Below are 24,129 nucleotides of genomic sequence, written 5' to 3' on the forward strand. Positions count from 1 at the left end.
GTAATTATGAAACAAAAAATGATTTTTTATGGGTTACTTATCTTTTTGATTGCGGGTTTTTCTGCTTGTGAGAAAAATGAAGATATTGAAATTACAGATACTCAAAAGAAAACTCTTGACACGAATGAGTTTATTGCTGAATTACCGCTATTTGTAACGGAGACTCAAGCTAAAGAGGTGGGTATTAACTTCTTGAATTTGAGTAAGTATTCAAGTGTTGTTGGACAGTATAACGTGCAAGATATCGAAGAGTTTTTAACGGTTAAAAACGATATGAATGAGCCTATTCTTTACGTTATGAACTTGGTTTATAATAGAGGATTTGTTGTTTTATCTGCATCGACGGTTGAGAAACCTATTTTGGCGTATAGTTATGAGGGTAGTTTTGATGTTGGAAATATTGAGTCGTATGACGGGCTAAACGACTGGGCTGCAATGAAGTTTGTAAGAATTAATTATCTTCTTAGCAATTTAGGGGGTGTTGATAGTGAGATTGATAGTGAGGTTGCTAATCAATGGGTTGTTTTAAAACCGAATTTAGATGTTCAGATTGCTCGTGAACCGGGTATCTATACATTTCTTGATGTTATTACTCATTCTTTTGGAGCAGCTGAGAGTGCTACGAGTAATCAAGGTATTTTAGACGGTTCGAATGGTTATACTACTTCTGATTTTAATTTTAATACTGTTGCTGATGAGCATCAAGAGTCTAGAGTTGTTTACATTAATGGTTGCTCTCAATCGAAATTAGGATCTACAGCTACTGGACCAAAGTCGTTTGGTTGGGGGATTACTACCGAGAGTGCACCTGAGACGAATTGTTATGAATTAGCTGCTAGAAGAACTAGAAAAATGCGAATCAAGTATAGAGTTAGAAGTGGTTCTTATTTTGCTACTTTCCCTGATTATCTATATATAGATTGGATTGCAAGTGGTAATAATAATGGTTGGTATGATTATGAGGATTGGAATGAGGTGAAGCATGCTAACTATAGTGGTTTATATTTGTATTCTCAGTATATAGTTTCAAGTCTAAATGCTGAGTAATTATTGTTTTAATTGAGGATTTACTTGATGTTTAAAAAAGACTGCCTTATTAAGGCAGTCTTTTTTTGTTGATAAAGAGGCTGATTTGTTGATTTGTGAATGCGCTAATAAGTAAAGGAGCAAAGGAGCTGATTTGTGGATGCGTGAATGTGTGAATTTGGGTATTCGTAAATGCGTGAAGGAAAAAAGAAGCAAAGAAGTGATAGACTTACTGATTTCTGATTACTAATCACATTCCCGTCTCCCATCTCCTAGTTTCAGTCTCCATTAAGAAAGTTCCCTAGTTGCTCATTATATAATCATTATAAGTCATGGTGAATAAAGGGATTTAAGATATTGTTTAGGTAGATAGTAAAGCAAAATGCCCTAAAAAACACTTTGTTTTTTAGGGCATTTTTTATCCATTATAAAGAAATAAGTATTGTTCTCTAACGACGTTTTTGTCTACATCACTAGAGAATGTTTGTAGAAAACTAATTGTAAATACTATTTCTAAAAATGCGTTTTTATACTAGTTATACCTTTTTTGGAGGAAGATCGAAGGCTACAGCATTGTGCTCGAAATGTCCTTTGTGTGCACCGTCACAAAAAGGTTTGTTTTGGGATAACCCACATCGACAGATTGAAAGTACTGTTCTCTCTTGTAAGCCATAAGCGTTACCATGTTTATCTACGATTTCGAAATCTCCTTCAATTTTTACCGATCCATTGTCATTAATGGTAAGTTTTGTTTTTGACATATCTTTATTTGTAATGAGTTTGAAAGCAAAACTAAGGATAATGTAGGCGTTTTTTACTATTGTAAACCTATTTAGAAACGTTCCTTTTAAGGGGGGATTTGTTGATTCGTGAATTTGTAAATACGCTAAGGGGTAAAGGAGCAAAGAAGCAAAGAAGCAAAGAAGTGGTAGAACTACTGATTTCTGATTACTAATCACATTTTTGTCTCCTGTCTCCTTGTCACAATCTCGAATTGAAAAGTGACATAATCCTTCTTCAACCTCCCAACTCCACAATCCATCTAGGTTTTCGAATAACTGTTCCAACCCCTTTAGTGACATAATTATTTCTATTCATTTTGCTATAATTTCTAACAAGCTAAATTGAAATTATGTTGATAAGATGCTTATTTTTAATAGTTTAAATATTAAATATGAGTAAATCTAAAAACAATCTAGGTAAATATGTTGGCTTTAGTACCGACTGGAGTTTTAAATTCTATTTTGGGCGTGAAGAAAACAAGACTGTGTTAATAAGCTTCTTAAATGGTTTGTTTGCAGGTCAAAAGGTTATCAAAGATTTGAATTATCGATCTGTGGAGCACGATGGAGATATAGAGGAAGACCGCAGGGTTGTCTTCGATCTTTATTGTATTTGTGAAAACGGAGAGCATATCATTATCGAGATGCAACAAGTCTCCCAAGACTTTTTTAAAGACCGAACTGTTTTTTACACATCACGATTGATTAATAGATTGGTTTCTAAAGGTTATAAAGGCAATTCATATGAACTGCCAGAAGTGTATTTCATAGGTGTTTTAGAATTTAAATTTGAAGATGCAGAACCCGATAAATATCTCTATGACGTTGCGTTATGCGACAAGGAGAATAATAGTGTTTTCTATGAAAAGCTAGGCTATAAACTATTGGTTCTGCCAAATTTTAACAAGGAAGGTGCTGACATCAAGACAGATATGGATCAATGGTTGTATCTATTAAAAAACCTGAGTAAGCTCGATAAAATACCAAGCTTCTTGGATAAACGGATATTTGGTCTTATCTTTGATATAGGTGAAGTGGCGAAACTAAAAACAGAAGACAAGATGAACTACGAAGCAAGTTTAAAACGAAAACGCGATGCGGAAAGCATTCGTCTAACCCAAGAGCGAATCGCACGTGAACGGGAGCAAAACGCACTTGAGAAAGGAATGGAGAAAGGAATGGAACTCGAAAAACGTGCTTTAGCAATTAAATTTAAAGGGATGGGAATTTCAATTAAGGATATTGCAAAGGGCACAGGTTTGTCTATCGAAGAAATCGAGAAACTGTAATACAATTTATTATACGAAGCTGTTTGAACCTTTCAAATGGCTTTTTTTATAATACTGAATAGGTGAAGTGGCGAAACTAAAAACAGAAGACAAGATGAACTACGAAGCAAGTTTAAAATGAAAACGCGATGCAGAAAGCATTCGTCTAACCCAAGAGCGAATCGCACGTGAACGGGAGCAAAATGCACTTGAGAAAGGAATGGAGAAAGGAATGGAACTCGAAAAACGTGCTATGGTCATTAAATTAAAATCTATGGGAATGACTCTTGATAATATTTCAGAAGTTACTAGCCTATCTATTGAAGAAATCGAGAAACTATAGTATGATTTCGTAACTAGTAATACAAGCTATTTGAGTCTTTCAAATGGCTTTTTTTATGTCTTCATTTTTCGATGTACTTTCAGTCTCCTGTCTCCTTTATAGCCATCACGCCACCTGGCTCGTTCACTAAAAATGTCTACTAGACATTTTCTTAACGCTCCGCCCCCTAATGTAAATCAAAGAAATCCTCAAATCACAAAAATCACAGTTCAGACAATTCCAGTCTCCTGTCTCCTTGTCACAATCTCGAATTGAAAAGTGACATAATCTTCTTCAAATCTCTCAACTCGATAAACTATAATGGCTTGAAGGGCCCCGTTTCCAAACCTCTTTCGGAATATTTATATTTTTCTAGATTTGATTAGTTTAGCATGACTTATTTTTCTAAGTTTAACTTATAATTTAAGAAATCACCTGCCAACGAACTACACTTTTTTTAGTGACATCTATTTAATTAGATTAGCAAAAGTTTTAATGTATTATTTTTTAAAGAAATGATGTTAGCAGATTTTTTTTCAAAATTGAGCATAGTATGAAATCAATTAAGCTAAACCAATTTGAAATTGAAGACATTGAAGACTGTTTACCAATGTTCGAAGAAGCTTTTAAAATAAAGTTTAAAAATGAAGAAACTGAAGGATTAAAGAACTTTGATGAGTTTTGTGATTTAATTATTTCGAAGTTTAAGTTTGAAAACGATAATCTATGTACAAGCCAAAGAGCTTTTTATCAATTTAGAAAAGCAGTAGAGGTTGAAAACATAACAAAATCAACGAATATATCTCCAAATACAGAATTGAAAAGTGTTTTCCCTAAAAGGAACCGAATAAAAAATGTAAGAAAAGTAGAAAAACAGTTAGGTTATAAATTGAACGTATTACAAGCTAGTCAAATAGCAATAAATGTTTTGTTCTATATTCTTATCATATCCTTTATAGGTTTATTTTTTGTTTGGAAAATAGCTATCTATGGAATATTAGTTTCTATTTTAGGCTTTTACTTAACGAAATATACGAACAGATTAGATAAAAAAAGTGTTAGAGAATTAATTGAAAAAAATACAGCACAGAATTATTTTAAAATCAGAAACAGTGAAGATTCAATAAATAAATCTGAATTTAAATCTGTCATTTTGGAATGGTTTTCTGAAAAAGCGGGAATAGAAAAAGAAAAGCTCAAATACGGAACTTTTTCTTAAAACACTTCAACTAAGGAGGATTTAGCAAAGGGGCAAAGAAGCAAAGGGGCAAAGAAGCAAAGGGGCTAATTCGTGAATTTGTTGATTTGTAAATACGCAGAAGAAGCTAAGAAGCAGGGCCGAGTGTTAAGTTTTATTCTAGTAGACTAAAATAGCGACGGAGCCAGCAGGCGGGCTGGAGTAAGAAGCTGAGCCGATCATAAAGCGAAGAAGTTATTATCTAAGACAACCAAGTACAAAAATAACAAAATGTAGAAATACTGATTTCTCTCTCCTAGTTTTAGTGCCCAGATTCATTTTTCTTGACAATTTTGAGCATAGAGTCTTCTGAAAAAATAAGACAAGACTTTAGTCATTTTTACTTTTTATAATTTCTTAAAGGTTTAAAGTAGGCCAACCTATGTTAGGGAATGACAAAGCAGTATTTGATTTATATTGCACAGGAGAGGATGGCGAACATTTTATCATTGAGATGCAGCAAATCAGTCAAGACTTTTTTAAGGACCGCACTGTCTTCTATACCTCACGGTTGATTAATAGACTAGTGAGACGAGGAGTAAAAGGCAATACTTATGAACTTCCAGAGGTATATTTCATTGGAGTATTGGAATTTGAATTAGATGAATTTCACTCAGAAAAATACTATTATGATGTAGCCTTATTAGAAAAGGAAACCAAAGAAGTCTTTTACGATAAGTTGGGATTTAAGTTTCTGATTATACCGAATTTTAAGAAAGAAGAAGCTGAAGTTACGAGTTATATGGATCAGTGGATGTATACATTAAAAAATTTAAGCAAGTTCGATAAAATACCTTCCTGTTTGGATATCAGGGTATTTGGTCTTATCTGTGATATAGGAAAAGTTGCTAATTTAAATAAGGAAGATATGATTTCATATGAAGCAAGTTTAAAGCGGAAGCGCGATGCTGAGAGCATTCGTTTAACTCAAGAGCGGATAGGATTCCAAAAGGGAATTGAAGAAGGTATGGAGAAAGGACGTGAAGAAGGAATTGAACTTGAGAAACGTGCCGTGGCTATTAAATTAAAAGCTAAGGGAATGGCTCTTGCGAATATTTCAGAAGTTACTAGCCTATCTATTGAAGAAATCGAGAAACTATAGTATGATTTCGTAACTAGTAATACAAGCTATTTGAGTCTTTCAAATGGCTTTTTTTATGTCTTCATTTTTCGATGTACTTTCAGTCTCCTAATATAAATCAAAGAAATCCTCAAATCACAAAAATCACAGTTCAGACAATTTCAGTCCCCTGTCCCCAAATTCCTGTCCCCAAATTCCTGTCCCCAACTCACAGTCTCCAGTCCCCCAGTTTCTGTCACCTAATTAAAGTTTCCTTCGAGTCTCCTTCGAGTCTCCTTCGAGTCTTGTTCGGAAAATGAGCTTCTAGCCCAAGTAAACACTAGAAATCTCCGAAGAGTCCCCGAACAAAGTACTTTTTTAATAAAATTAGACATTGATATACAGTGGTTTATAAAATGTTTTAAATCATTATATATCAAATGATATCAAAATAATCACAATACAAAACGAGCTTTGTATTTCCCTCTAGTTTTGCGATAGAAAGAACAGGTAAAGTAGCTACACCGATACGTTCTAAAATTGTTTCATTTTTAAAAACTAGCATTATGGCAGTAATTTCAAAAGGAATCCTGGGAGGATTCAGTGGTAAAGTAGGGACGGTAGTGGGAGCAAATTGGAGAGGAAAGGATATCATTCGCAGCATACCGACAAAGAAGAATCGAAAAGCGTCGGACTTACAAATGATTCAGCGCATGAAGTTTAAGTTGGTATCTCAGTTCATAGCTCCTTTGAACCAATTGACGAGCAAGTATTTTGGAGAATATCAAGGGGCTAAATCCCGAACGAATTTAGCGATGTCTCACCATCTAACAGATGCGATAGAGGAAATCAACGATCAGTTGGTAATCAATTATTCAAAGGTGGTAATCACCAAAGGAGTGTTACCATCAGTGAATATCGACAGTAGCGATATCCAAAATGACACACTTGAAATCGCATGGACGTCGAGTGCAGGAGTGGGGTTAGCAAAAGCAACGGATAGACTAATTGTTATTATCTATTCTAAGACACATAACCTTTTCCATGTGGTAGAAGATAGCGCTACGCGCGCCGATGGAGCCGTTTCAACACCGATGCCAAACGCATGGCCAGTGGGCGATAACTCGGTTTGGATTTGCTTGATCGATGAAAAGGGTAAGCTTTGTAGCACAAGTGAGTATTTAGGAGATCTTTAGTTTAGATGACAGTAAACAAGGGGACAAGGGGACAGTAGACGGGTGACTGAATAAATACTAAATACAGTTACTAATCTAGCAACCTTAGTACACTACTAGAACACTTAGAGGAGTTGTAAAGACTCAATTATAAAGCAATGTTTAATTTTAAAGTAAAAGAGTTCTCGAGAGGGAACTCTTTTTTGTTTATTACAGATATCAACCTCGGATTAATTTTCACTTCTTTTACTTCGTCAGTTCGCTATGCTCGTGTCGCATCACTGTTTATTTCTCACGCATTTCCTAATCACTGTCTTATAGTTTCATTTTTAAAGACCTAATAAATTTCTGTAAGGAAAAAAATACTAGTATGTTTTTTCATAATAATGGAGAAAATCACAGATTCTACTCAAATCAAACCGAATCGGTTTAATAAAATCTTTATATCAAGAACTACTAGGTGAAAATGCCATTTAGACAGACCACTTTTTTGTTTAAATTTTCGTTCTAGATCAAAATCATTATTTTATATATATATAGTTTTCTTAAAAAGATAAGATTAAAATAGAAGTAATCTATTTCGATTTTTGGTCTTTAAGATCATTTTTATTAATCACTCTTTTATTTGTTATTTTAAGTTTTTGATATGAGATATTTTAAAACTTTTTTCACCAATAGTTATTTGTCAAAACTGATATAATTTGTATTTTTGACCTCTTTGGTCAATTTTATAAATACGGTATGACAATAGGTGAAACTATTAAAATAAACAGATTAGAGAAAGATATTTCTCAAAAGGATTTAGCTAAAAAAATTGGAGTAGATGTGTCTTTTTTATGTAAAGTTGAAAAGAATGAGAAGAAGTTAAGTTTAGATAAACTTGAACTAATTTCAGAGATGTTGTCTTTAGAATTAAATGAGTTAAAATATCTATATTATTTAGAAAAAGTTACTGCATCTTTTGTTAATGAAAAAGATGCTTTTATAGTTGAAATATTAGAGAAAATTATAAAATCATATCATGTATAATTTTATTGATTTATTCGCTGGTTGTGGTGGATTGAGTGAGGGTTTTTATAAAGAAAATTTTAAGGCATTAGCACATGTTGAAATTAACAAAGAGGCTTGTGAAACATTAAAAACTAGAATGCGATATTATGGATATGAGAATGTTGATAATGAGGTTTTTAATGTAGATATTACAAGTGAGAATATCAATGATATAATTGATCAAGCGGTTGTTAATAGGGATGTGGATTTGATTATCGGTGGTCCTCCATGTCAAGCATATTCTACATTGGGAAGAGCTAAAGATGATAATGCTATGGTGGATGATCCTCGAAATTTTTTATTTGAGAGTTATATAAAAGTTTTACACCATTACAATCCTAAAATTTTTGTTTTTGAAAATGTTACTGGCCTTTTAAGTGCAAAAGTTGAGGGAAAACTCATTGTAAATACAATTTTAAAGAGTTTAGGGGAAAGATATGATTTAATTGAGAATCCAAAAGAGATGGTACTTAATTCGGTTGAATATGGGGTGCCCCAAGTTAGAAAAAGGATCATTATAATCGGTGTTAGGAAGGATTTACCTTTTAAGGCTAAAGAGATTTACGACAATATTATAAAAACTCATGGGGAAGTCAAGACTAAAGATGGAAAGATTAAAAAATATGTAACTGTTGGTGAGGCTATTTCCGATTTACCTAGCTTAATCCCTGGAGGAGGTAAAGATTTAACTGAATTTACTTCTGAAGTTGAGAATGATTTTTTAGTAAAAGTACTTGATAGGGAATCCGGGATTATCAGACATCATGTGGCAAGAAAGCACAATGATTTAGACGTAGCAAGATATAAAGCTATGAGTGAAAATAAATGGACATTTACTGAATTACTTAACTATAGAGCTGATTTGAGACACGAGAAACAAAGGGTATTTAATAATAGTTATTGTGTTCAATTTGCCGACAATCCTGCTCGCACAATCATAGCTCATCTATATAAAGATGGAAATCAATTTATTCATCCAGATCACCAACAAGGAAGAACATTAACTCCAAGAGAGGCTGCAAGATTACAATCATTTCCAGATGATTTTGTGTTTGAAGGATCACGTACGGAGATTTACAAACAAATAGGTAATGCGGTTCCTGTATTACTTGCTCAAGCAATAGCCAAAAGTTGTAAAACTATTTTAAAGAAATATGATTTTTAAAAATATAGATACAGTTGTAATTGATAAAAAAGAAAAAGCATCTTTTTTAGAGAAGGTACAATTGCATATACGAATCACTCAGAGTATTGCTGAGATTAATAATATAGATTCAAGTCTTGTAGATAAGGAGGTTAGTAATAAGACTATAAAAAAAATGGTTGAGCTAGGCGTTATTAATGGTCCTGATCAAATAGAATTTTTTAAAAAGACATTAGGTAAGCTTTACATAGAATTTATTCAAAGCGTTAACTTCTCAATTTCTTTTAGAAGCCTAGTTGGCAACCATCTTGATAAGTTAAACAATACAATACGAGCTAAATATCAACAAATAGAAGAAACTTCTAGTAAGCCAACTATTGTTGATTTTTTCTGTGGAGCTGGAGGATTAAGTTATGGTTTTGTGAAGGAAGGGTACAAGGTCATTTTAGCAAATGACTATGAAGATGTTTGTATTGATACTTATACTTATAATCATCCTGAGGTTCCTTCAAGCAAAATTATTAAAGGTGATATTAGACAAATAGTTGAACATGTGGATGATTATGTGAATCAATCTGTTGATCTAGTTGTTGGAGGGCCTCCATGTCAAGGGTTTAGTTCTGCAAATCAGCAAAGAATTATTGATGATCCAAGGAATGAGTTATATAGATACTTTCTTCAGGCTGTGGGTAGGTTAGCTCCTAAGTTCGTAGTGATGGAAAATGTAAGAGGAATGCTTCCATATGCAGATCAAGTAATTGAAGATTATCATAATATTAGAGTAAGCTTAGACAATAGGGAATTAAGTTATACCGTTGGATGTAGAATATTGGTGTCAGACGATTTTGGAGTTGCTCAGAAAAGGCAAAGGCTAATTTTTATAGCCATTAGAGAAGATATTCAAGAAATGCATACTATAACTCCAGAGCTATTATTTGATAATATCTCAGCAAGTTCTGAAGGAGTAAAAAGACACACATTGCAAGATGCTCTCGATTATATTCAGGAGTTAGACGCAAATAGAATAAAAAACACGAATGAGATAGATTGTGAAGAATCGGGAAAGAAAGTAGCGGTTAATGCATTCAAAGGTAATGATAGTAGCTATATGAAATTAATAAATAGCGATAGGATAATACCTATACTATATAATCATAAAGCTAGATTTGTGAATGATATAAATTATGACATTTACAGATTACTTGATCAAGGGGACGATGCAACAAATGAGAAAATCACACATTTAATGCCTTACTCCCATAGAAACGATGTTTTTAAAGATAAATACTTTAAATTAGTAGCAAATAGACCTTCAAGAACAATTACTGCTCATATGCGTATGGATTGCCATTCACATATACATCCGTATCAAGTTAGAAGTCTAACACCGAGAGAGGCCGCTAGAGTGCAATCTTTTCCAGATGATTATGTTTTTTTAGGTGCTTACTTAAAAACCTATATGCAAATTGGAAATGCTGTGCCTCCTGTAATGGCCTCTTATATAGCTAAAGAAATAAAACAGTATTTATAAATACCTTAGATATGAGTCAGATTATAGAGAAATTTATTAGAAAATTAAATAATACAGAACTTAATGTTCAAAGTACAAATGATGCCTATATTAGGGTGTCTACTGAAATTCAGACTGTACTACCTAGTGATTTTTTAAGTAATCTAGATTCAAAAAAGGAAGTTGTTCAAATAAAAAAAACAGGAAAAAAGGAGCTTTTTCCTTCTAATAAATGGTTGAGATATCAACACTATCCATCTAATGATGAATATAGAATAGTTAGTATAGCTGAACTACTTAATCGATATAAGGCTACTGCAGGCGATTTTGTAATTATCGAAAAGATTACAGATGGTAGTGATTTTCATTATGAGGTCTCAATGCGAGTGTACGAAAAGATTTCGATGAAGTATAATAAAGGTAAAAATGCTTTCGAAATATTAAATTTGCATCAAGTTAGTAATAGAGGAATATTAGAAGAGGATATTGATATACTATTTGAAGGAAAAAGTATTAACAGTAAAATATCTTTGGTGAGTAAAGAGAAAAAGAAAGCCAATTCGCCAACAGAGACAAGTTATTACAAAATAGAAAATCTTCCTGATGATTTTCAAGATAAACTAGAAAGGGATTCTTTTATTGAAATTGTTGAAAAGGGAGGAAAGTTTTATTTGAGCATTGAAAAATCTTGGGAATTTAATAAAATAGAAATTTAATCATGAATTATTTTTTATATAAAATATATGGAGGAGACACTCTTTTTTCAGAGGCTCCAATAGGAGAAGTGTTTACATGGGGAATAGATAATATTGTACCTAATAAAACTTTTTCTGAGGGTGATGTTATTATTGGATATAGTTCACCAAGTGTGTTTTATCTTTTAAAAGTACACGATGTTTCATCCACTAGAATAAAATTGATAAAAGAGCTTGAATTAACAAATGATAAACATATAGACTTTAGTTCGGGAGAAAATATTAAAGTATTATCAGAATCGGATTATAAAAAGTTACTATCAGAGTTGTTATCTACTTATGTTTTATCAGGTTCTGTAGGCGCTACAATAGCACCTATCACTTCAGATATGAAACCTAAAAACATTATCTATTTTGGTGCGCCGGGTACTGGGAAATCTTATACTGTTGACCAGATTATTAAAGATCAAGATAAAAAGTATTATGAACGTGTTTCTTTTCACCCAGATTATGACCATGCTTCTTTTGTTGGAGGGTATAAGCCTATTACAGAAAAAATCGTTTATGAGAAAGACGGTGAAGAAATTAAAGAAGATCAAATTAGATATAAATTTGTTCCACAAGCATTTGCTACTATTTACAAACGAGCTTGGCAGGATTTAGATAATAAGTACTATTTAGTTATTGAAGAAATAAACCGTGGAAACTGTGCCGAGATTTTCGGAGATATATTTCAATTATTAGATCGCACATCTAATTATAATGTTTCTCCTTCTACGGAGTTATATAGATATTTATTAGAAGAATTTGGTGGTGATGAAAATCATCCAGGAATAAAAAATGGATTAAGACTTCCACTTAATTTAGATATTTATGCCACTATGAACACTTCAGATCAATCTCTATATCCGATGGATTCTGCATTTAAAAGAAGATGGGATTGGGAGTATATTCCTATTTGTTATAATGAATATACAGAAGAAGGACAAGAAAATGCTTCATTTAAGTACTTAGTTAAGGTTGAAGATAAGGAGTATAGTTGGATTAAGTTTATTGAGATTATAAATAATAATCATATCAAAAACAATCCTTCTTTGGGGATGGATAAGTGTATTGGGAATTATTTTATTAAACCAGAAGATGGCTATTTTATTACATTAAAACAGTTTGTTAATAAAGTGATTTTTTACTTATGGAATGATGTTTTTAAAGAAGAAGATAATATTGTTTTTGAACAGGACGGCTCCTATGAGGATTTCTTTCCGATAGGTTATAATGGACTTAGCAAAGTAAAGGAGCTGTTTGAAAGAATTGAATTAGAAGCAGAACAGAGTACTTCAGTTGGTGAGGAAGTTGAATAAGAACTATAAAGCTAAGGATTAAGTAATGTATATTCTAATAGAAGGGGAGCGATATAAACTTGAATTATTGGAGAGTTTATTTACAGATCCTAAATTTTACAAAGTAAATGGTTTAGAGGCTACGGTTACTTCTGTGGGATACTATCATTGTTTTGAGAACAATAAATTAGTTTTCATGTTGCCTAAAGTATTTATGCGTGATGGCGAAAAAACGGTGTTGGATGTAACTAAAGATGAGTTGGTAGCATTAGCATTCGGCACGTCGATTAAACATAAAATAGAGTTTAATTGGGTACGTCAATTGTCTATTTACTTTTATAATAGTTTATTGGAATATCGTAAAAGATGTATAGATTCGAAGTTAATAAATGATTCTGCTGCGTTTGATTTAAATACAAACCTACAAGAAAAAGAATATTCCTTTTTAGATATACTACTTAGTATTATCAATTTTTATAAAAAGAACAAGCAACAGATTTTATATAAACACATTGAACTTACTTCTAGACATTTGAACAAAGTAAAATGGGAGAGAACTATAAGAAAGTCTTTACCTATCGTTATAGGTGTGGGCACTCCTGTTTATCAAGAACCTATTGCTAAGAAAAAGTTAGTTGATAACGAAGAAGAACTTATAACGTATTTTTTTTCAATTGTTAGTTATTTAAACTCGGAGTATAACCTAAGTATTAAATTTGATCCCACTTATAAAATAATAAAAGGAAGGAACTTTGACCTCTTATGTAAAAACGGATTAAAGAAGTTAAAGAATATAAAGTACCGCTACTTTAGTGACGTACTTATAAAAATGTATAAGCTTTGTGAGCTCTATTTTTCTCAGTTTGATCAAAGTAACGTTAAGAAAAAAAGAGAAGATTTTTTATCTATTTCAAATTATAATATTGTGTTTGAAGATATGATAGACAAGTTGTTTTCGGATGATTTAAATGATGTTGAAGTCGATGGTATTTCAATAGACCAATTAAAAAATAACGATGATGGAAAGATTATAGATCATATATATAGCTATGAGTCTTTGATCGATACTAGTGATATTTTCTATATTGGGGACTCTAAGTACTATAAGTCTAATAGTGAGGCAGGTAAAGTATCTAAATACAAGCAGTTTACCTATGCAAAAAATGTGATTCAGTTTAATATTGACTTGCTAAATAGCAACAATGCGAACTCGATAGAAAAAGTGCGTTACAGAGATTCGTTAACTGAGGGATATAATGTGTCTCCTAACTTTTTTATCTATGGATATATTGATGACATAGGTAACTATAATAATCCATCTATAGAACAAAAGGGTTCTGTTATTAGATCTTTTCATTTTAATGATAGACTTTTTGATCGGGACACCTTGTTTGTGCATCAATATAAAATAAATTTTTTATATGTATTAAAGGCCTATACAAGCCATAGAGATCATAATACACAAGAATTTAGAAGACAAGCAAAGCAAAAATTCAGGGATAATTTCATTGAGTTTTTTAATGATGCAGATAGAAGTGGTTTTACGATTTACAATTTCAAACACGGTAAAGATAAGATAGAACAGTTTGTAAATGATAATTTTAGATTATTAAATGGAAAATGCTTCTTAACCAATCAAAATGAACTAGTAATTGCTGTTTATAAGGAGGATAAAAGTATAAAGGATTTAGTTGACAATAATTTTGAACTAAAAGAACTGAATTAAAAAGTATTTAATTATAATGTAAATCAATGACTTAGAATGCTGATTCTAAGTCATTTTTATTTTTAGTAAATAATGATAATAGTTTAGAATATTGAATATATTGCCGTGCTATTATAAAATATCTTATTGTAGAGTTTTTAATAGAATTTAGTAGATAATGTTTAGAAAGAATACTGTGAAAATAGAACGTTTTATTAAGGTTTTAAATAATACTGAACTTGGGTTAGGAAATACCAAGGAAACTTATATACATATTAGAAAAGAGATAGACATAGATTTTATGTTCATTGGATATTCGGATCAATTTAAGTCTAAAACAGACTCTACTGAATCTTATCCCTTAAAGCTTACAAAGAATAGAGAGATTAGAATTGTAGGATTGGGTACTTATTACCGTAAATATGGACTTGAAGGTGGAGATGTTATTATTTTGGAACGAGTAGAGGATAATGGTAAAACTAGCTTTTTCATAAGCCACGTTAAGAAAGTTGATACAATAACTCTTAGTAAAGTTGGAAACAAAGGATTTGAAATTCTAACTAAGAATTCAACAATAGAAAAACATAAGCTTTCGAGTGTTTGTAAATATAATGGAGTAAAATATAGTTTTGATTTAAAGTTTGACACTTCTGGAAAAAAGAGAATAGATTCTCCAGATATAACAGATTTTTATTCATTGGAATTGAAGAGTTTGGAAGATAATAGTGTTCTCTCTTTATTACAAGAAGTTGTTGATGGGGAAATGTTAGAAATTATTAAAGTAGAGAGTGATTATTACTTGTCTGAAATAAAATCTTCTTTCAAACAAGAAATAGAATTGTAAGAGTTATTATGAACTTTAATAATTAATGTTGTTCCAAATTGGAGCAATTTTCTATCCTTAACCTTAAATAAATAGATAGCCAAAGCTGTCATGATTAAAAAAAAAAAATTAAACATGAGTTTTCGAATACTTGCCATAAGACCTTTAAAAGAAACTTCTTTTGAGCTTTTAAAAGCTCTGAAAATTAATTGTCTTTATCGTTTTTATAATGAATATGATTTTTTTAATTCTGAAGAACAGAGTCTTAATGGATTTCTTAATTCTGAGATAGAAGATAAAGAAATTACTAGTGTTACATATAATGATAAGGTTCCTAATGATTTTTATGGAGCAAATCGCTCGATAAGCGCTATTGTTGGAGAGAACGGGAGTGGTAAGAGTAGTCTATTAGAGCTATATTATTATTTTACTTTAATATTAAGTGATTATAATAATATAATAACCTTAGATAAAAGTAGTAGAGAGTTAATTATTAATTGTGAGGTTTACTTTCAAGAATACGATGATGAATTAAATAAAATTAGTATTAGAAAAATAATTTTAAAATCTAGTAATTCCTCAATTGAGCATACGGTTGTTAAGAAACTTGCTACGATTGATTTAAATGCTGAATATAAAGACAAGAAATTTGATTTTAAACTTGATACAGAAAGTGATTTCTCAGTATATAATTGTGTTTTAAATTATTCTCTTTACGGCCTGAATTCTGAAACAATACCCTGGGTAGAAGAAATTTTCTATAAAAATGACGGCTATCAAACTCCTATTGTTATCAACCCATTTAGAGAATATGGAAATATTGATATAAATAGTGAACACCTCTTAGCCCAAGCTAGGATGATTCTTTATGTCTATATCTTAAAGCAGAAGGTGTTTTTAGATAACTTGTATTTACATGATTTTAAAGTTGTCATTGACTTTAAAAAACATCAATATTTAGACAAATCTGGGATAGATATTTTTGTTTTAGATGTTTTTTTTAAGTTTCTAAAGAGTGTGGATATTAAATATCATCAAACGGATAATACGGAACGAATATTAAATGATTTATTTAGAGTCATTGATCTTACAGATACCTCTGTAGTTGATGGACTTTTGGAAATTTTAGGACAATCAGAGATAAAAGAGTACACTAACTGGGATTTTAATAATAGTGAAGCGGAAGAAAAAATAAAGAGTGTAAAATACTTGGGTTTATTATATGCTTTTAAAAAGCTACAAAAGATTACAAAGGTTTACGAAGCGTATGGAAAATATGAGTTTCTTTTTAATGAAGAAATTGAAAAACAATTGGTATGGGATGTAAAAATGGATACTACATTGGAAGTGATTTATCCACAGATAAAACAAAAGTATTTAGATGAAAAAATAACAAGTAAGGAGGATGTTTTTAGTGAAATAATAATCATACTAACAGAAGAATTAGTAAGACAAAATCAAGAAATTAAAGAGGATACTGATTTTTTCACTCAATATGTCCGAGATAATTTAGATAATTTAGTTTCAGAAGCTATTTTTTGGACGGAAGAGGCATTCGATTTTGACAGTAGTGGGGAATGGTATGATATAACATTAAATTTTAAAAACTCTTCTTTTTTCAATTATCTTATAGATACTATAAGCCATGTGTTACGACCTAAATTGTATGCTTTTTATAGATATCGTTATTTTAAAGAGTATTTAAAAGAAATTGAAGAAGATAAAAGTCATATAACCTTTAAATTAAAGCAAGCACTGAGTTATTTTAAGATTGGATTGTTTGATGAACTTATATTCTCTAATGATAAGGCTAGAGGTTCTGAGGTTAAACTTGAAATACCGATGAAGTTTTACACGGAGAGTAAAAGTATAACAGATATACCCATTGCTTTTTTCCAACACGATATGAATGTGGTAAAAACAACAGAAGAGGATGAATCAGAGAGAGAAAAATTAGTTGCTAAAGGGGAACTAGTGCCATATTCATTTAAACAATTAAGTTCTGGTGAACAGCAAAGTATACATACCATTCTGAACGTTGTCTATCATACGTATAATTTACTTTCAGTAAAAAAAATTCCGAAAAATAGGAAATACACCAATGTGTCTATCATTTTTGATGAACTAGAATTATACTTACATCCTGAATACCAACGTAGTTTTATGAACAATATTTTAAAAGTACTTGAAATATTTGAAAATGAAGAAAGTTTTGAATATTACAACAAAAATTTAAAATTCAGTATTTTATTGTCTACACACTCGCCTTTTATTTTGTCAGATATTCCAACAGAAAATATACTGAAATTAAAGAAAGGAATTCCTTTTGAAGAAGGTGATGGAATAAATTCGTTTGGAGCTAACATTCATGACTTATTAGCCGATGAGTTCTTTCTTGACAAGGGAAGTAAAGGAGCTTTTGTAGATTCAATAATTAATGAGTTTATGGTGTTTTACCATCAATCGCAATTGCAATTATTAAAGAAAGAAAAGGATCGTTATTTTCAAATAAATTTAAAATTACTAAAATACGAGAAAATATTTATGTCAATCGGAGATCCAATCATAAAAAAAATTCTTGAAAACAATTTATCTAATTTAAAAAGCTTAATTTCAAATGAGAAAGTTTAACTATATCTTAAAAGATAAAACTAAAACTATTAAGGAAGTTGAACGAGATTATATTAAAGTAATTAATGCTGGTTTAATAAATAAGAAAATAGCTGACGCTAGTATTCTAAAAGAAATATTACTTTGTCCTCCAAATACAATGAATGATGAGCTACATTTAGATTTTATTAAGAGATTACGTCCAATAACTTACAACTTAGTTGATAAAAAATTTATTTTATTTGATTTTTTTTTTGGAAAAGAATACTCACAGTTACAACCAATTATTTCAAAATTTATTTCTGAGAATTTTAGTTTTAAAATTTGTCCATATTGCGGTATAGATTATGTAAACTCCTTTAAAGAATGTCTTTCTTATTATATGAATTTTAGTGATTTTTTAATAAACTCAACGCATAAAGAGTTGAAGAGATTGAAAAGAATAGGAGATGGAAAAGCAAAAGAAATTCTTTTAAATAGGTCTTCGTTAGCTCAGAAAGATTTTGAAAAAAAATACTCAAAATATGAAAGTTCTTTTAAGCAATTGAAATTAAAACCACAATTTCATAACCATTATACTTTAGACCATATTATCCCTAAAGCTAAGTACCCTTTATTTCAGATATCTTTATATAACTTAATCCCTGTTTGCTACTCATGTAATACTAAATTTAAAGGAGAATACGAGTTAGAGAATTGCGTTATTCCCAATTCTGATGGTTATGTACTTGAAAGTGGGCTAAAATTTTGCTTGTTAAAAGAAGAGGATAGTTTCAAAATTAATTATAAATTGATTCATTCATCAGACTCTAAGTCTATTAATGACTATATGAAGGAATTCAAAATTATTGGAAGATATAATGAACATTTGGATATAGTTTTAAGTTTAAAAGAAAAAGCAGAGAAATATAATGACGTGAAAATTTTAGAAATATCAAGGCAGACTGGAATATCAGTTGAAGAATTAAAAGAAATGATTTTTGGTGTAGATGTTATAAATGGGGAACCAGATTCACAGTTATTTAAATTGAAGAATGATATTTCTAAAGATTTCGGGATTTTATAAATATTTAACAAAGTAGGGGTGATACTTAGTTTTCGTAGAAAACATATTAATTAAAACCAAAATTTGAACTTATATTTAGGTTTAAGTGTATTCTTTTTAAAGGCTTCTAGCAACTTTTTTAAAATAAAATTAAGATGATTCAAGAACACTTCAATAGTTTCTTGAATAGCTCTTATCTACCTAGACGTTTGTATCTATACTCTTAACTATACCTATCGCTTTTACAATAATAAGAAAAAATAACGAATTGCGATCGAGTCTTTAGCCGAATAGGCAAAGTAAATGTACGTGATAGTTTTTTTTTATACTTTACCCCAAAGTGTATAAATATGTATGTAGGCTTGCCCAATTTTGAAAACCTTTACTAAAGTAATCTGTACATATTTATAAACTTATGTATTCTAATAATTTTGCGATGAATTGATATGGAGCCCCCCCTTTGTTATAAGAATCTATTATTTTCGTCAAATTTCCAGTTAAAGAAGTTCCGTTTAGAACATACTTTCCGAATTTATCTAAAGAATTTTTCGCTTGTTTTTTGTTCCCTGCCTTTAAGGCGTTTAAAACTTCATTTATTGATTCTTTTACATCATCTAAATCACTCGCGTTTAGAGTTGTATTTATGATTTTCAAATCATCATTAGAAATGGTTTCAATATTAAGAAGCTCCGTATTAATAATAACATCAAAAAAATCGTCGGCATCAATACTTTCGTTTATAGGAAATTCGTTATCGTTTATTTTCTTAGCACTACATTTAAACCCGAAACAAACATTTTGATGTATATTAAAAACAATTGCACTTCGTTTGGCTAATTTATTATATAAAATTTGAAATTGGCCTTGTGTATTGGATACAAATTGACCATTTAGTCCTATAGGGATAATAGGTTTGTCTTTAAATTTTATAATGCGTGGTACAAAATTTTCAGGGAATAATATTGCTATTGTAAAACCAGCTGGAACAGCATAATCATCTGCAAATGTAATTTCCGATTCTTTAACTGAGATTTTGGTCTCAGCCCCAGGTTTATTCGTTGTAATTTTTATATCATCACTGTCAATTACAAAAGGAAAAAAAACAGAATCCGTTTTTAATTCAGTTTTTCTATTTTCAAAGTGCCATTGAATATAATCAGATTTTAAAAGATGAAAATTGGCATCTCCATTTTCTTCTATTTTTTGGACTAAAAGAAATTTTGTTAACATAAAATTTAAATATTTCAGATAAATTTATTTTATAGGTTTTTCCAATTCCGTACTAAGTATTAATCTAAGCTTCTTTTAGCAACCTTTTAATGATCTTAATACTTGTTTATAATCTCAACTTAACCAATTGATTAATCTATGATAATAGAAACTCATGGATTGTAAATCTTCGAGATCAGGTAACAGTGTCTTTAATGATTAGACTTATACACCATTTCATTTCTAAATTCAAAAAGTAAACGCGCAATCTCAATTCTATTATTTATCTTTTTATTCATAAGAATATTATTTATCTCTTTGTTTATAAGATAATAATAGTATTTATATGCTTGACTAAAATTAATTGTATTATTCAAAATCATTTTAATTATGGAAATTGAAACTTTCACATAAGCTGCATTAAAGATGTCAATATCTGTATTAGACAAAGTTTTCTTAATTTCATTACGTTCATTATGCTGCTTTATTTCATGAGCTGAGCTGATTATATTACCAAACCCTATTGCAGAATTATACTTATATATTCGTTCCAATAATTCATTTGATCTGCAACTTAACAATAGAATATCGTGATTTTCAAAATATATGTTACTCCATTTGGCATCCAAAAAAAGATTTGCATATTCAAAATTTTCATTAGGAAGGAATAATCCTTCTGAGCTTCCATGACCTATGTATATTACGAAGGAAGTTTCATCAAGGTCACTTAATATTGTTTTTACACTTTGTACCGAGTTATCAGAATCATCAACGGAAATGTAATAATCAGGAAAATGATCTTCAAATGGTTTTAAGAATTTAGTTGACTCATCAAGAGAATGCAGTATTAAAACTTTATGATACATCATCATTAATTTTAGTATAATGAGCTAAAGACAAATCCATTAATTCCTTAACGAAGTATAGGCCAATACCATTTTCTTCGGGATTATTGAATATTTCACTGATTGTTTTTCCATCAAAATTTGCATTACCAAAATTAACGACTTCCTTCTTTTCTAAGCTTAGAATTGAATTTAAAACAATATTTGAAATAGTCTTAGACTCTTTTTTTAATAATGTAATTATTTCATCGTATTGAGTCCCATCTCTTTTCCAAAACTTTATTTTTAAATCTAAAATATTGGAAACAAAATTATTTAAAGATAAATCATCAATTGAATTTGGCTTTTTACATACTTCATTTGAAATTTTTTCTAGTATATATTTTGAGGCATTTTTGATGTCCGAAGAATAAATTAAAAATTGTTTATCTTTAAGTTTATCTTTAGCTGAAATACTCATAGAAATAATATCCCAACCAAAGATATTTGGCAAACTCATATTCCAATCTGATAATACAAGTGTTATGTTTTTTCCTTGCGTTTTTAATATAATCTCATCTTTAAAACCTTTTTCATCAAATTCACCGGTGCTTGGATCAAGAAAATTTGTTGGATTTATATGAATAGGATTACAATCGTAACCTTTTATTTTTACATTTATATTGTATTGCTTTAATGTGTCCTCGTCGTCGTCGAAAACTAGATAATCTGCAGGTATTTTTTTAGGCATATTATATAATTATTTCAAAACCAGCACCTCTTAGTTTTGTACTGTTACCAATAAAAGTTATTGTTCCTTTTAAATTTTTCAATCTATTTTTAACATCAAACATTCCGATTCCAGAACCTCTTTCGTTTGATTCTCTAACTCCCAACTCAAAAATTGAATTAGGATTTCTTACTAGTTTAGAATCCATACCAATACCATCATCATAATAACGTATAATAGTTTTGTTTTCAATACGATCTAAATTCACCAATATATTTTTCGCTTTAGCCTTATAAGAGTTTGAAACAAGATTATCTAATATTATATCTATTTCAATTGGATTAATAAGATAAAATTTATCAAAGACACCATCTATTTTAAAGCTTAGTTTAGGTCTGGATAAAGCTATATCTTCGAAATATTCTTTTATATAAATAGGCAAGTTTATTCTCTGCTTAGTATGTTTATAATCAAAATTTGACTTAATAATAATTTGTGAAACTTTTATAGCTTTATCAATATTATTTTTAATAGAATAAATTTTATTTTTGGTCTCGATGTCTATGTTAGAAGATAATAAATCGTTTACATAAGTGGCTGCATTTCCAACATAAAGATCAATAGAATGTATCAACTGTTCAGCATCGTCACTTAAAGTTTTTCTAGTAGCATTTAGATATTGGTTTTTTTGAGTTTCAATATTTAATTTCTCAGTAATTAATTTTCCCTTTTCTTCTTCCTCCTTAGCCTTTTGTTCTGCTAACTGTCTTAACTCTTCCTCTTCCTTAGCTCTCATTTCAGCCTTAAGCTTGGCTACTTGTGCTAAGGCTCTCTCTTTTTCTTTTCTCTCAAGATCTAATTCTGCATTTTTTCTTTTTTCTGCTTCTTCTCTTTGTTTTCTTTCTGCTTCCTCTCTTTTTTGCTTTTCTAACTCTGCTCGTTTTTCTGCCTCAATTCTCCTTTTTCTTTCTACTTCTTCTCTATTTTCTGCTTCTTCTCTTTTCTGCTTTTCTTTAAGAATTTCAGTAGTTAATTTAGTTACCTCTGATTTTAATACTTTATCATTGGTTTTTAAGGCAATCTCATTTAAGTCTTTAAGAATATCTAACTTAACAACATTTAATTCCTCTGCGAGGAATTGTGTCATTTCTTTATTAAAGTCTAATATCTCAATTGATTCATCTTGGACTAATCCCTTTATTATTTGAGTATAATCTACTCTACTTCCAACATTACTAAGTGCTACTTGGTTACTCTCATAGTTATCTTGATCTGACTTTAATTCTTTTCTAAATAATCCTACATAATTTTCGTCATTAAAATAGCCTTCTTGTAGAAAGTTACCTCCCCACAAAACGCCTACAACATACCTTTCTAACTTACGAGAGGTATCTTTGAACAAATTTTTAATTTCTTTAGCACCTGCTGTATTAATCAGTCCTCCATCACGACTTGATGTCTCTTTGAACTGTTCATGATTATTTGTTACAATTGAAATTTGCCCCAAAATATCACGTGTTCCTAAATATCTTGAATGACCTTGTTGCTTTCGTCTATCTAATTCCCAACTATCATCGCCATTCTCACCATATGGCAAAACTCTTACGCCATTTTTATATAAAAAGAGAGAGCCATACTCTACAGACCTAATTCCCATTCTTCTAGTAAATATATTTTTAGCAGAAGTGTTTAAAAATAAGATAGAAACGTTAAAATCATCTAACAAATCATATTGATTTATTTCCCTAATTTTATACATCAAAGTTCCTCTATCATAAATTTGGGTATAGATATACTCTCCTTCAGTATACTGATCTAACCTCGTTGTTCTTAATGATAAAACCTCAATGACAGTATTTTTAACCAGGCCATTTACTTTTTTATTATCCTCTTTCTCCCTGGAATCAGATAGAGCCTCCCTTTCACACTCTATTTCTATTGAGAAATTATTAAGATCCCCAAACGGATTAATAAGTTTCTCTAAAAATCTACGAAGTGTAATTAACTCATCTCTAGTCCATAATTTATGTAAACCACTAATTTCAATAATAGTTCCGTGATTTTTTAATAAAGGAAATTGAAAGCCAAATTCAGCTTTACTGTGTTCAACGTCAATACTGGTAAACGTAGCATTTTGATTCACATCAAATAGACTCCAGTCAATTGAAATAACTTCACAATTAGATGCTTTAACTGTCTTTGTTGTCATTTTAAGGTATCTACCGAGTCTATCAGCCGAAAACCTTCCTACTCCTTTTGCTCCCGCAAAGTGTTGTCTATCTTTAACTATGTCTCTAAAAAGATCATCTATATCTTCATCTTCTGAATCATCTTTCTTCGCTGAATAAGCTAAGAATAACCATTTATCCCTAATATCATTTAAATCCATTCCTTTACCATTGTCGGATATGATTATCGAATCTGACTTGATATTTATAATGACATTCCTAGCCCTAGCATCATATGAATTTTTGACTAACTCAAAAACAGCAACATTATCATTTTCAATTAAATCTCGTCCAACAATATTCTTTAATGCTGAACTAACTTTAAATTCTAATTTTTCAGACATAA

Annotated in this window: 20 protein-coding genes; 15 read left to right on the plus strand and 5 right to left on the minus strand. The window is 30.3% G+C overall.

The genetic code is table 11. The features are described from left to right. The first annotated feature begins 6 nt into the window (after window positions 1-6). Window positions 7-1,047, plus strand: coding sequence for a Spi family protease inhibitor (locus BM024_RS05470; RefSeq protein ID WP_090678454.1), 1,041 nt, complete (start codon window positions 7-9; stop codon window positions 1,045-1,047). Between the two features lie 515 nt (window positions 1,048-1,562). Here the strand turns inward: BM024_RS05470 and BM024_RS05475 are convergent. After that, window positions 1,563-1,787, minus strand: a complete 225-nt coding sequence (locus tag BM024_RS05475; RefSeq protein WP_090678494.1) for a CDGSH iron-sulfur domain-containing protein — start codon at window positions 1,785-1,787, stop codon at window positions 1,563-1,565. A gap of 413 nt (window positions 1,788-2,200) precedes the next feature. Here BM024_RS05475 and BM024_RS05480 point away from each other — a divergent pair, with 413 nt between their 5' ends. From BM024_RS05480 to BM024_RS05540, 14 genes are all read left to right on the plus strand, one after another. Next, entirely contained in the window at window positions 2,201-3,097 is an 897-nt protein-coding gene (locus BM024_RS05480) for an Rpn family recombination-promoting nuclease/putative transposase (RefSeq protein WP_090678455.1), read from the plus strand. A gap of 199 nt (window positions 3,098-3,296) precedes the next feature. Continuing rightward, on the plus strand, window positions 3,297-3,419 hold the full coding sequence (locus tag BM024_RS13850; RefSeq protein ID WP_262493021.1) for a hypothetical protein: 123 nt from the start codon (window positions 3,297-3,299) through the stop codon (window positions 3,417-3,419). 532 nt (window positions 3,420-3,951) lie between these two features. Further along, window positions 3,952-4,617, plus strand: coding sequence for a hypothetical protein (locus BM024_RS05485; RefSeq protein ID WP_090678456.1), 666 nt, complete (start codon window positions 3,952-3,954; stop codon window positions 4,615-4,617). A gap of 400 nt (window positions 4,618-5,017) precedes the next feature. Then, window positions 5,018-5,737 carry an Rpn family recombination-promoting nuclease/putative transposase gene (locus BM024_RS05490; protein WP_090678457.1) on the plus strand — a complete coding sequence of 240 codons (720 nt, stop codon included), beginning with the start codon at window positions 5,018-5,020 and terminating at the stop codon, window positions 5,735-5,737. Between the two features lie 524 nt (window positions 5,738-6,261). Continuing rightward, entirely contained in the window at window positions 6,262-6,891 is a 630-nt protein-coding gene (locus BM024_RS05495) for a DUF6266 family protein (protein ID WP_090678458.1), read from the plus strand. Window positions 6,892-7,611: 720 nt separating this feature from the next. Then, entirely contained in the window at window positions 7,612-7,899 is a 288-nt protein-coding gene (locus BM024_RS05500; RefSeq protein ID WP_090678459.1) for a helix-turn-helix domain-containing protein, read from the plus strand. Next, window positions 7,892-9,085, plus strand: a complete 1,194-nt coding sequence (locus BM024_RS05505) for a DNA cytosine methyltransferase (RefSeq protein WP_090678460.1) — start codon at window positions 7,892-7,894, stop codon at window positions 9,083-9,085. The genes BM024_RS05500 and BM024_RS05505 overlap by 8 nt, the downstream gene beginning before the upstream one ends. Beyond that, complete coding sequence (locus BM024_RS05510; RefSeq protein WP_090678461.1) at window positions 9,075-10,595, plus strand: DNA cytosine methyltransferase; 1,521 nt, start codon at window positions 9,075-9,077, stop codon at window positions 10,593-10,595. The genes BM024_RS05505 and BM024_RS05510 overlap by 11 nt, the downstream gene beginning before the upstream one ends. Before the next feature lie 11 nt (window positions 10,596-10,606). Then, window positions 10,607-11,290 (plus strand): hypothetical protein, encoded by a 684-nt coding sequence (locus BM024_RS05515; RefSeq protein WP_090678462.1) that lies wholly within the window; start codon window positions 10,607-10,609, stop codon window positions 11,288-11,290. Window positions 11,291-11,292: 2 nt separating this feature from the next. Then, a complete protein-coding gene (locus BM024_RS05520; protein ID WP_090678463.1) occupies window positions 11,293-12,630 on the plus strand; it encodes an McrB family protein in 1,338 nt (445 codons plus the stop codon). 25 nt (window positions 12,631-12,655) lie between these two features. Further along, window positions 12,656-14,335, plus strand: a complete 1,680-nt coding sequence (locus tag BM024_RS05525; protein ID WP_090678464.1) for a hypothetical protein — start codon at window positions 12,656-12,658, stop codon at window positions 14,333-14,335. A gap of 157 nt (window positions 14,336-14,492) precedes the next feature. Further along, window positions 14,493-15,158, plus strand: coding sequence for a hypothetical protein (locus BM024_RS05530; RefSeq protein ID WP_090678465.1), 666 nt, complete (start codon window positions 14,493-14,495; stop codon window positions 15,156-15,158). Between the two features lie 114 nt (window positions 15,159-15,272). Then, the gene (locus tag BM024_RS05535) at window positions 15,273-17,768 is read left to right on the plus strand and encodes an AAA family ATPase (protein ID WP_143077724.1); all 2,496 of its coding nucleotides are present in this window, start codon (window positions 15,273-15,275) and stop codon (window positions 17,766-17,768) included. Beyond that, window positions 17,755-18,813: an HNH endonuclease gene (locus BM024_RS05540; RefSeq protein ID WP_090678467.1), complete on the plus strand. Its 1,059-nt coding sequence runs from the start codon at window positions 17,755-17,757 to the stop codon at window positions 18,811-18,813. Before BM024_RS05535 ends, BM024_RS05540 begins: the two co-directional genes overlap by 14 nt. 384 nt (window positions 18,814-19,197) lie before the next feature. Here the strand turns inward: BM024_RS05540 and BM024_RS05545 are convergent, their stop codons facing one another. The 4 genes from BM024_RS05545 to BM024_RS05560 all read right to left on the minus strand — a co-directional run bounded on the left by BM024_RS05545 (window position 19,198) and on the right by BM024_RS05560 (window position 24,127). Then, window positions 19,198-20,022 carry a hypothetical protein gene (locus BM024_RS05545; RefSeq protein WP_090678468.1) on the minus strand — a complete coding sequence of 275 codons (825 nt, stop codon included), beginning with the start codon at window positions 20,020-20,022 and terminating at the stop codon, window positions 19,198-19,200. A gap of 191 nt (window positions 20,023-20,213) precedes the next feature. Beyond that, entirely contained in the window at window positions 20,214-20,873 is a 660-nt protein-coding gene (locus BM024_RS05550) for a hypothetical protein (protein WP_090678469.1), read from the minus strand. After that, entirely contained in the window at window positions 20,857-21,576 is a 720-nt protein-coding gene (locus tag BM024_RS05555; protein ID WP_090678470.1) for a hypothetical protein, read from the minus strand. Before BM024_RS05555 ends, BM024_RS05550 begins: the two co-directional genes overlap by 17 nt. Window position 21,577: 1 nt before the next feature. Then, on the minus strand, window positions 21,578-24,127 hold the full coding sequence (locus BM024_RS05560) for an ATP-binding protein (RefSeq protein WP_090678471.1): 2,550 nt from the start codon (window positions 24,125-24,127) through the stop codon (window positions 21,578-21,580). Between the last annotated feature and the right edge of the window lie 2 nt (window positions 24,128-24,129).

The sequence above is a fragment of the Myroides guanonis genome (assembly GCF_900114085.1).
GTDB lineage: Bacteria > Bacteroidota > Bacteroidia > Flavobacteriales > Flavobacteriaceae > Flavobacterium > Flavobacterium guanonis.

Excerpts from the sequence above, each read along its gene's own strand:
- BM024_RS05555 (WP_090678470.1), bottom strand. The coding sequence starts at position 21,576 with ATGCCTAAAAAAATACCTGCAGATTATCTAGTTTTCGACGACGACGAG.
- BM024_RS05470 (WP_090678454.1), top strand. The coding sequence starts at position 7 with ATGAAACAAAAAATGATTTTTTATGGGTTACTTATCTTTTTGATTGCG.
- BM024_RS05535 (WP_143077724.1), top strand. The coding sequence starts at position 15,273 with ATGAGTTTTCGAATACTTGCCATAAGACCTTTAAAAGAAACTTCTTTT.
- BM024_RS05490 (WP_090678457.1), top strand. The coding sequence starts at position 5,018 with ATGTTAGGGAATGACAAAGCAGTATTTGATTTATATTGCACAGGAGAG.
- BM024_RS05510 (WP_090678461.1), top strand. The coding sequence starts at position 9,075 with ATGATTTTTAAAAATATAGATACAGTTGTAATTGATAAAAAAGAAAAA.
- BM024_RS05540 (WP_090678467.1), top strand. The coding sequence starts at position 17,755 with ATGAGAAAGTTTAACTATATCTTAAAAGATAAAACTAAAACTATTAAG.
- BM024_RS05475 (WP_090678494.1), bottom strand. The coding sequence starts at position 1,787 with ATGTCAAAAACAAAACTTACCATTAATGACAATGGATCGGTAAAAATT.
- BM024_RS05525 (WP_090678464.1), top strand. The coding sequence starts at position 12,656 with ATGTATATTCTAATAGAAGGGGAGCGATATAAACTTGAATTATTGGAG.
- BM024_RS05545 (WP_090678468.1), bottom strand. The coding sequence starts at position 20,022 with ATGTTAACAAAATTTCTTTTAGTCCAAAAAATAGAAGAAAATGGAGAT.
- BM024_RS05485 (WP_090678456.1), top strand. The coding sequence starts at position 3,952 with ATGAAATCAATTAAGCTAAACCAATTTGAAATTGAAGACATTGAAGAC.
- BM024_RS05515 (WP_090678462.1), top strand. The coding sequence starts at position 10,607 with ATGAGTCAGATTATAGAGAAATTTATTAGAAAATTAAATAATACAGAA.
- BM024_RS05530 (WP_090678465.1), top strand. The coding sequence starts at position 14,493 with ATGTTTAGAAAGAATACTGTGAAAATAGAACGTTTTATTAAGGTTTTA.
- BM024_RS13850 (WP_262493021.1), top strand. The coding sequence starts at position 3,297 with ATGGAGAAAGGAATGGAACTCGAAAAACGTGCTATGGTCATTAAATTA.
- BM024_RS05505 (WP_090678460.1), top strand. The coding sequence starts at position 7,892 with ATGTATAATTTTATTGATTTATTCGCTGGTTGTGGTGGATTGAGTGAG.
- BM024_RS05550 (WP_090678469.1), bottom strand. The coding sequence starts at position 20,873 with ATGATGATGTATCATAAAGTTTTAATACTGCATTCTCTTGATGAGTCA.
- BM024_RS05495 (WP_090678458.1), top strand. The coding sequence starts at position 6,262 with ATGGCAGTAATTTCAAAAGGAATCCTGGGAGGATTCAGTGGTAAAGTA.
- BM024_RS05480 (WP_090678455.1), top strand. The coding sequence starts at position 2,201 with ATGAGTAAATCTAAAAACAATCTAGGTAAATATGTTGGCTTTAGTACC.
- BM024_RS05560 (WP_090678471.1), bottom strand. The coding sequence starts at position 24,127 with ATGTCTGAAAAATTAGAATTTAAAGTTAGTTCAGCATTAAAGAATATT.
- BM024_RS05500 (WP_090678459.1), top strand. The coding sequence starts at position 7,612 with ATGACAATAGGTGAAACTATTAAAATAAACAGATTAGAGAAAGATATT.
- BM024_RS05520 (WP_090678463.1), top strand. The coding sequence starts at position 11,293 with ATGAATTATTTTTTATATAAAATATATGGAGGAGACACTCTTTTTTCA.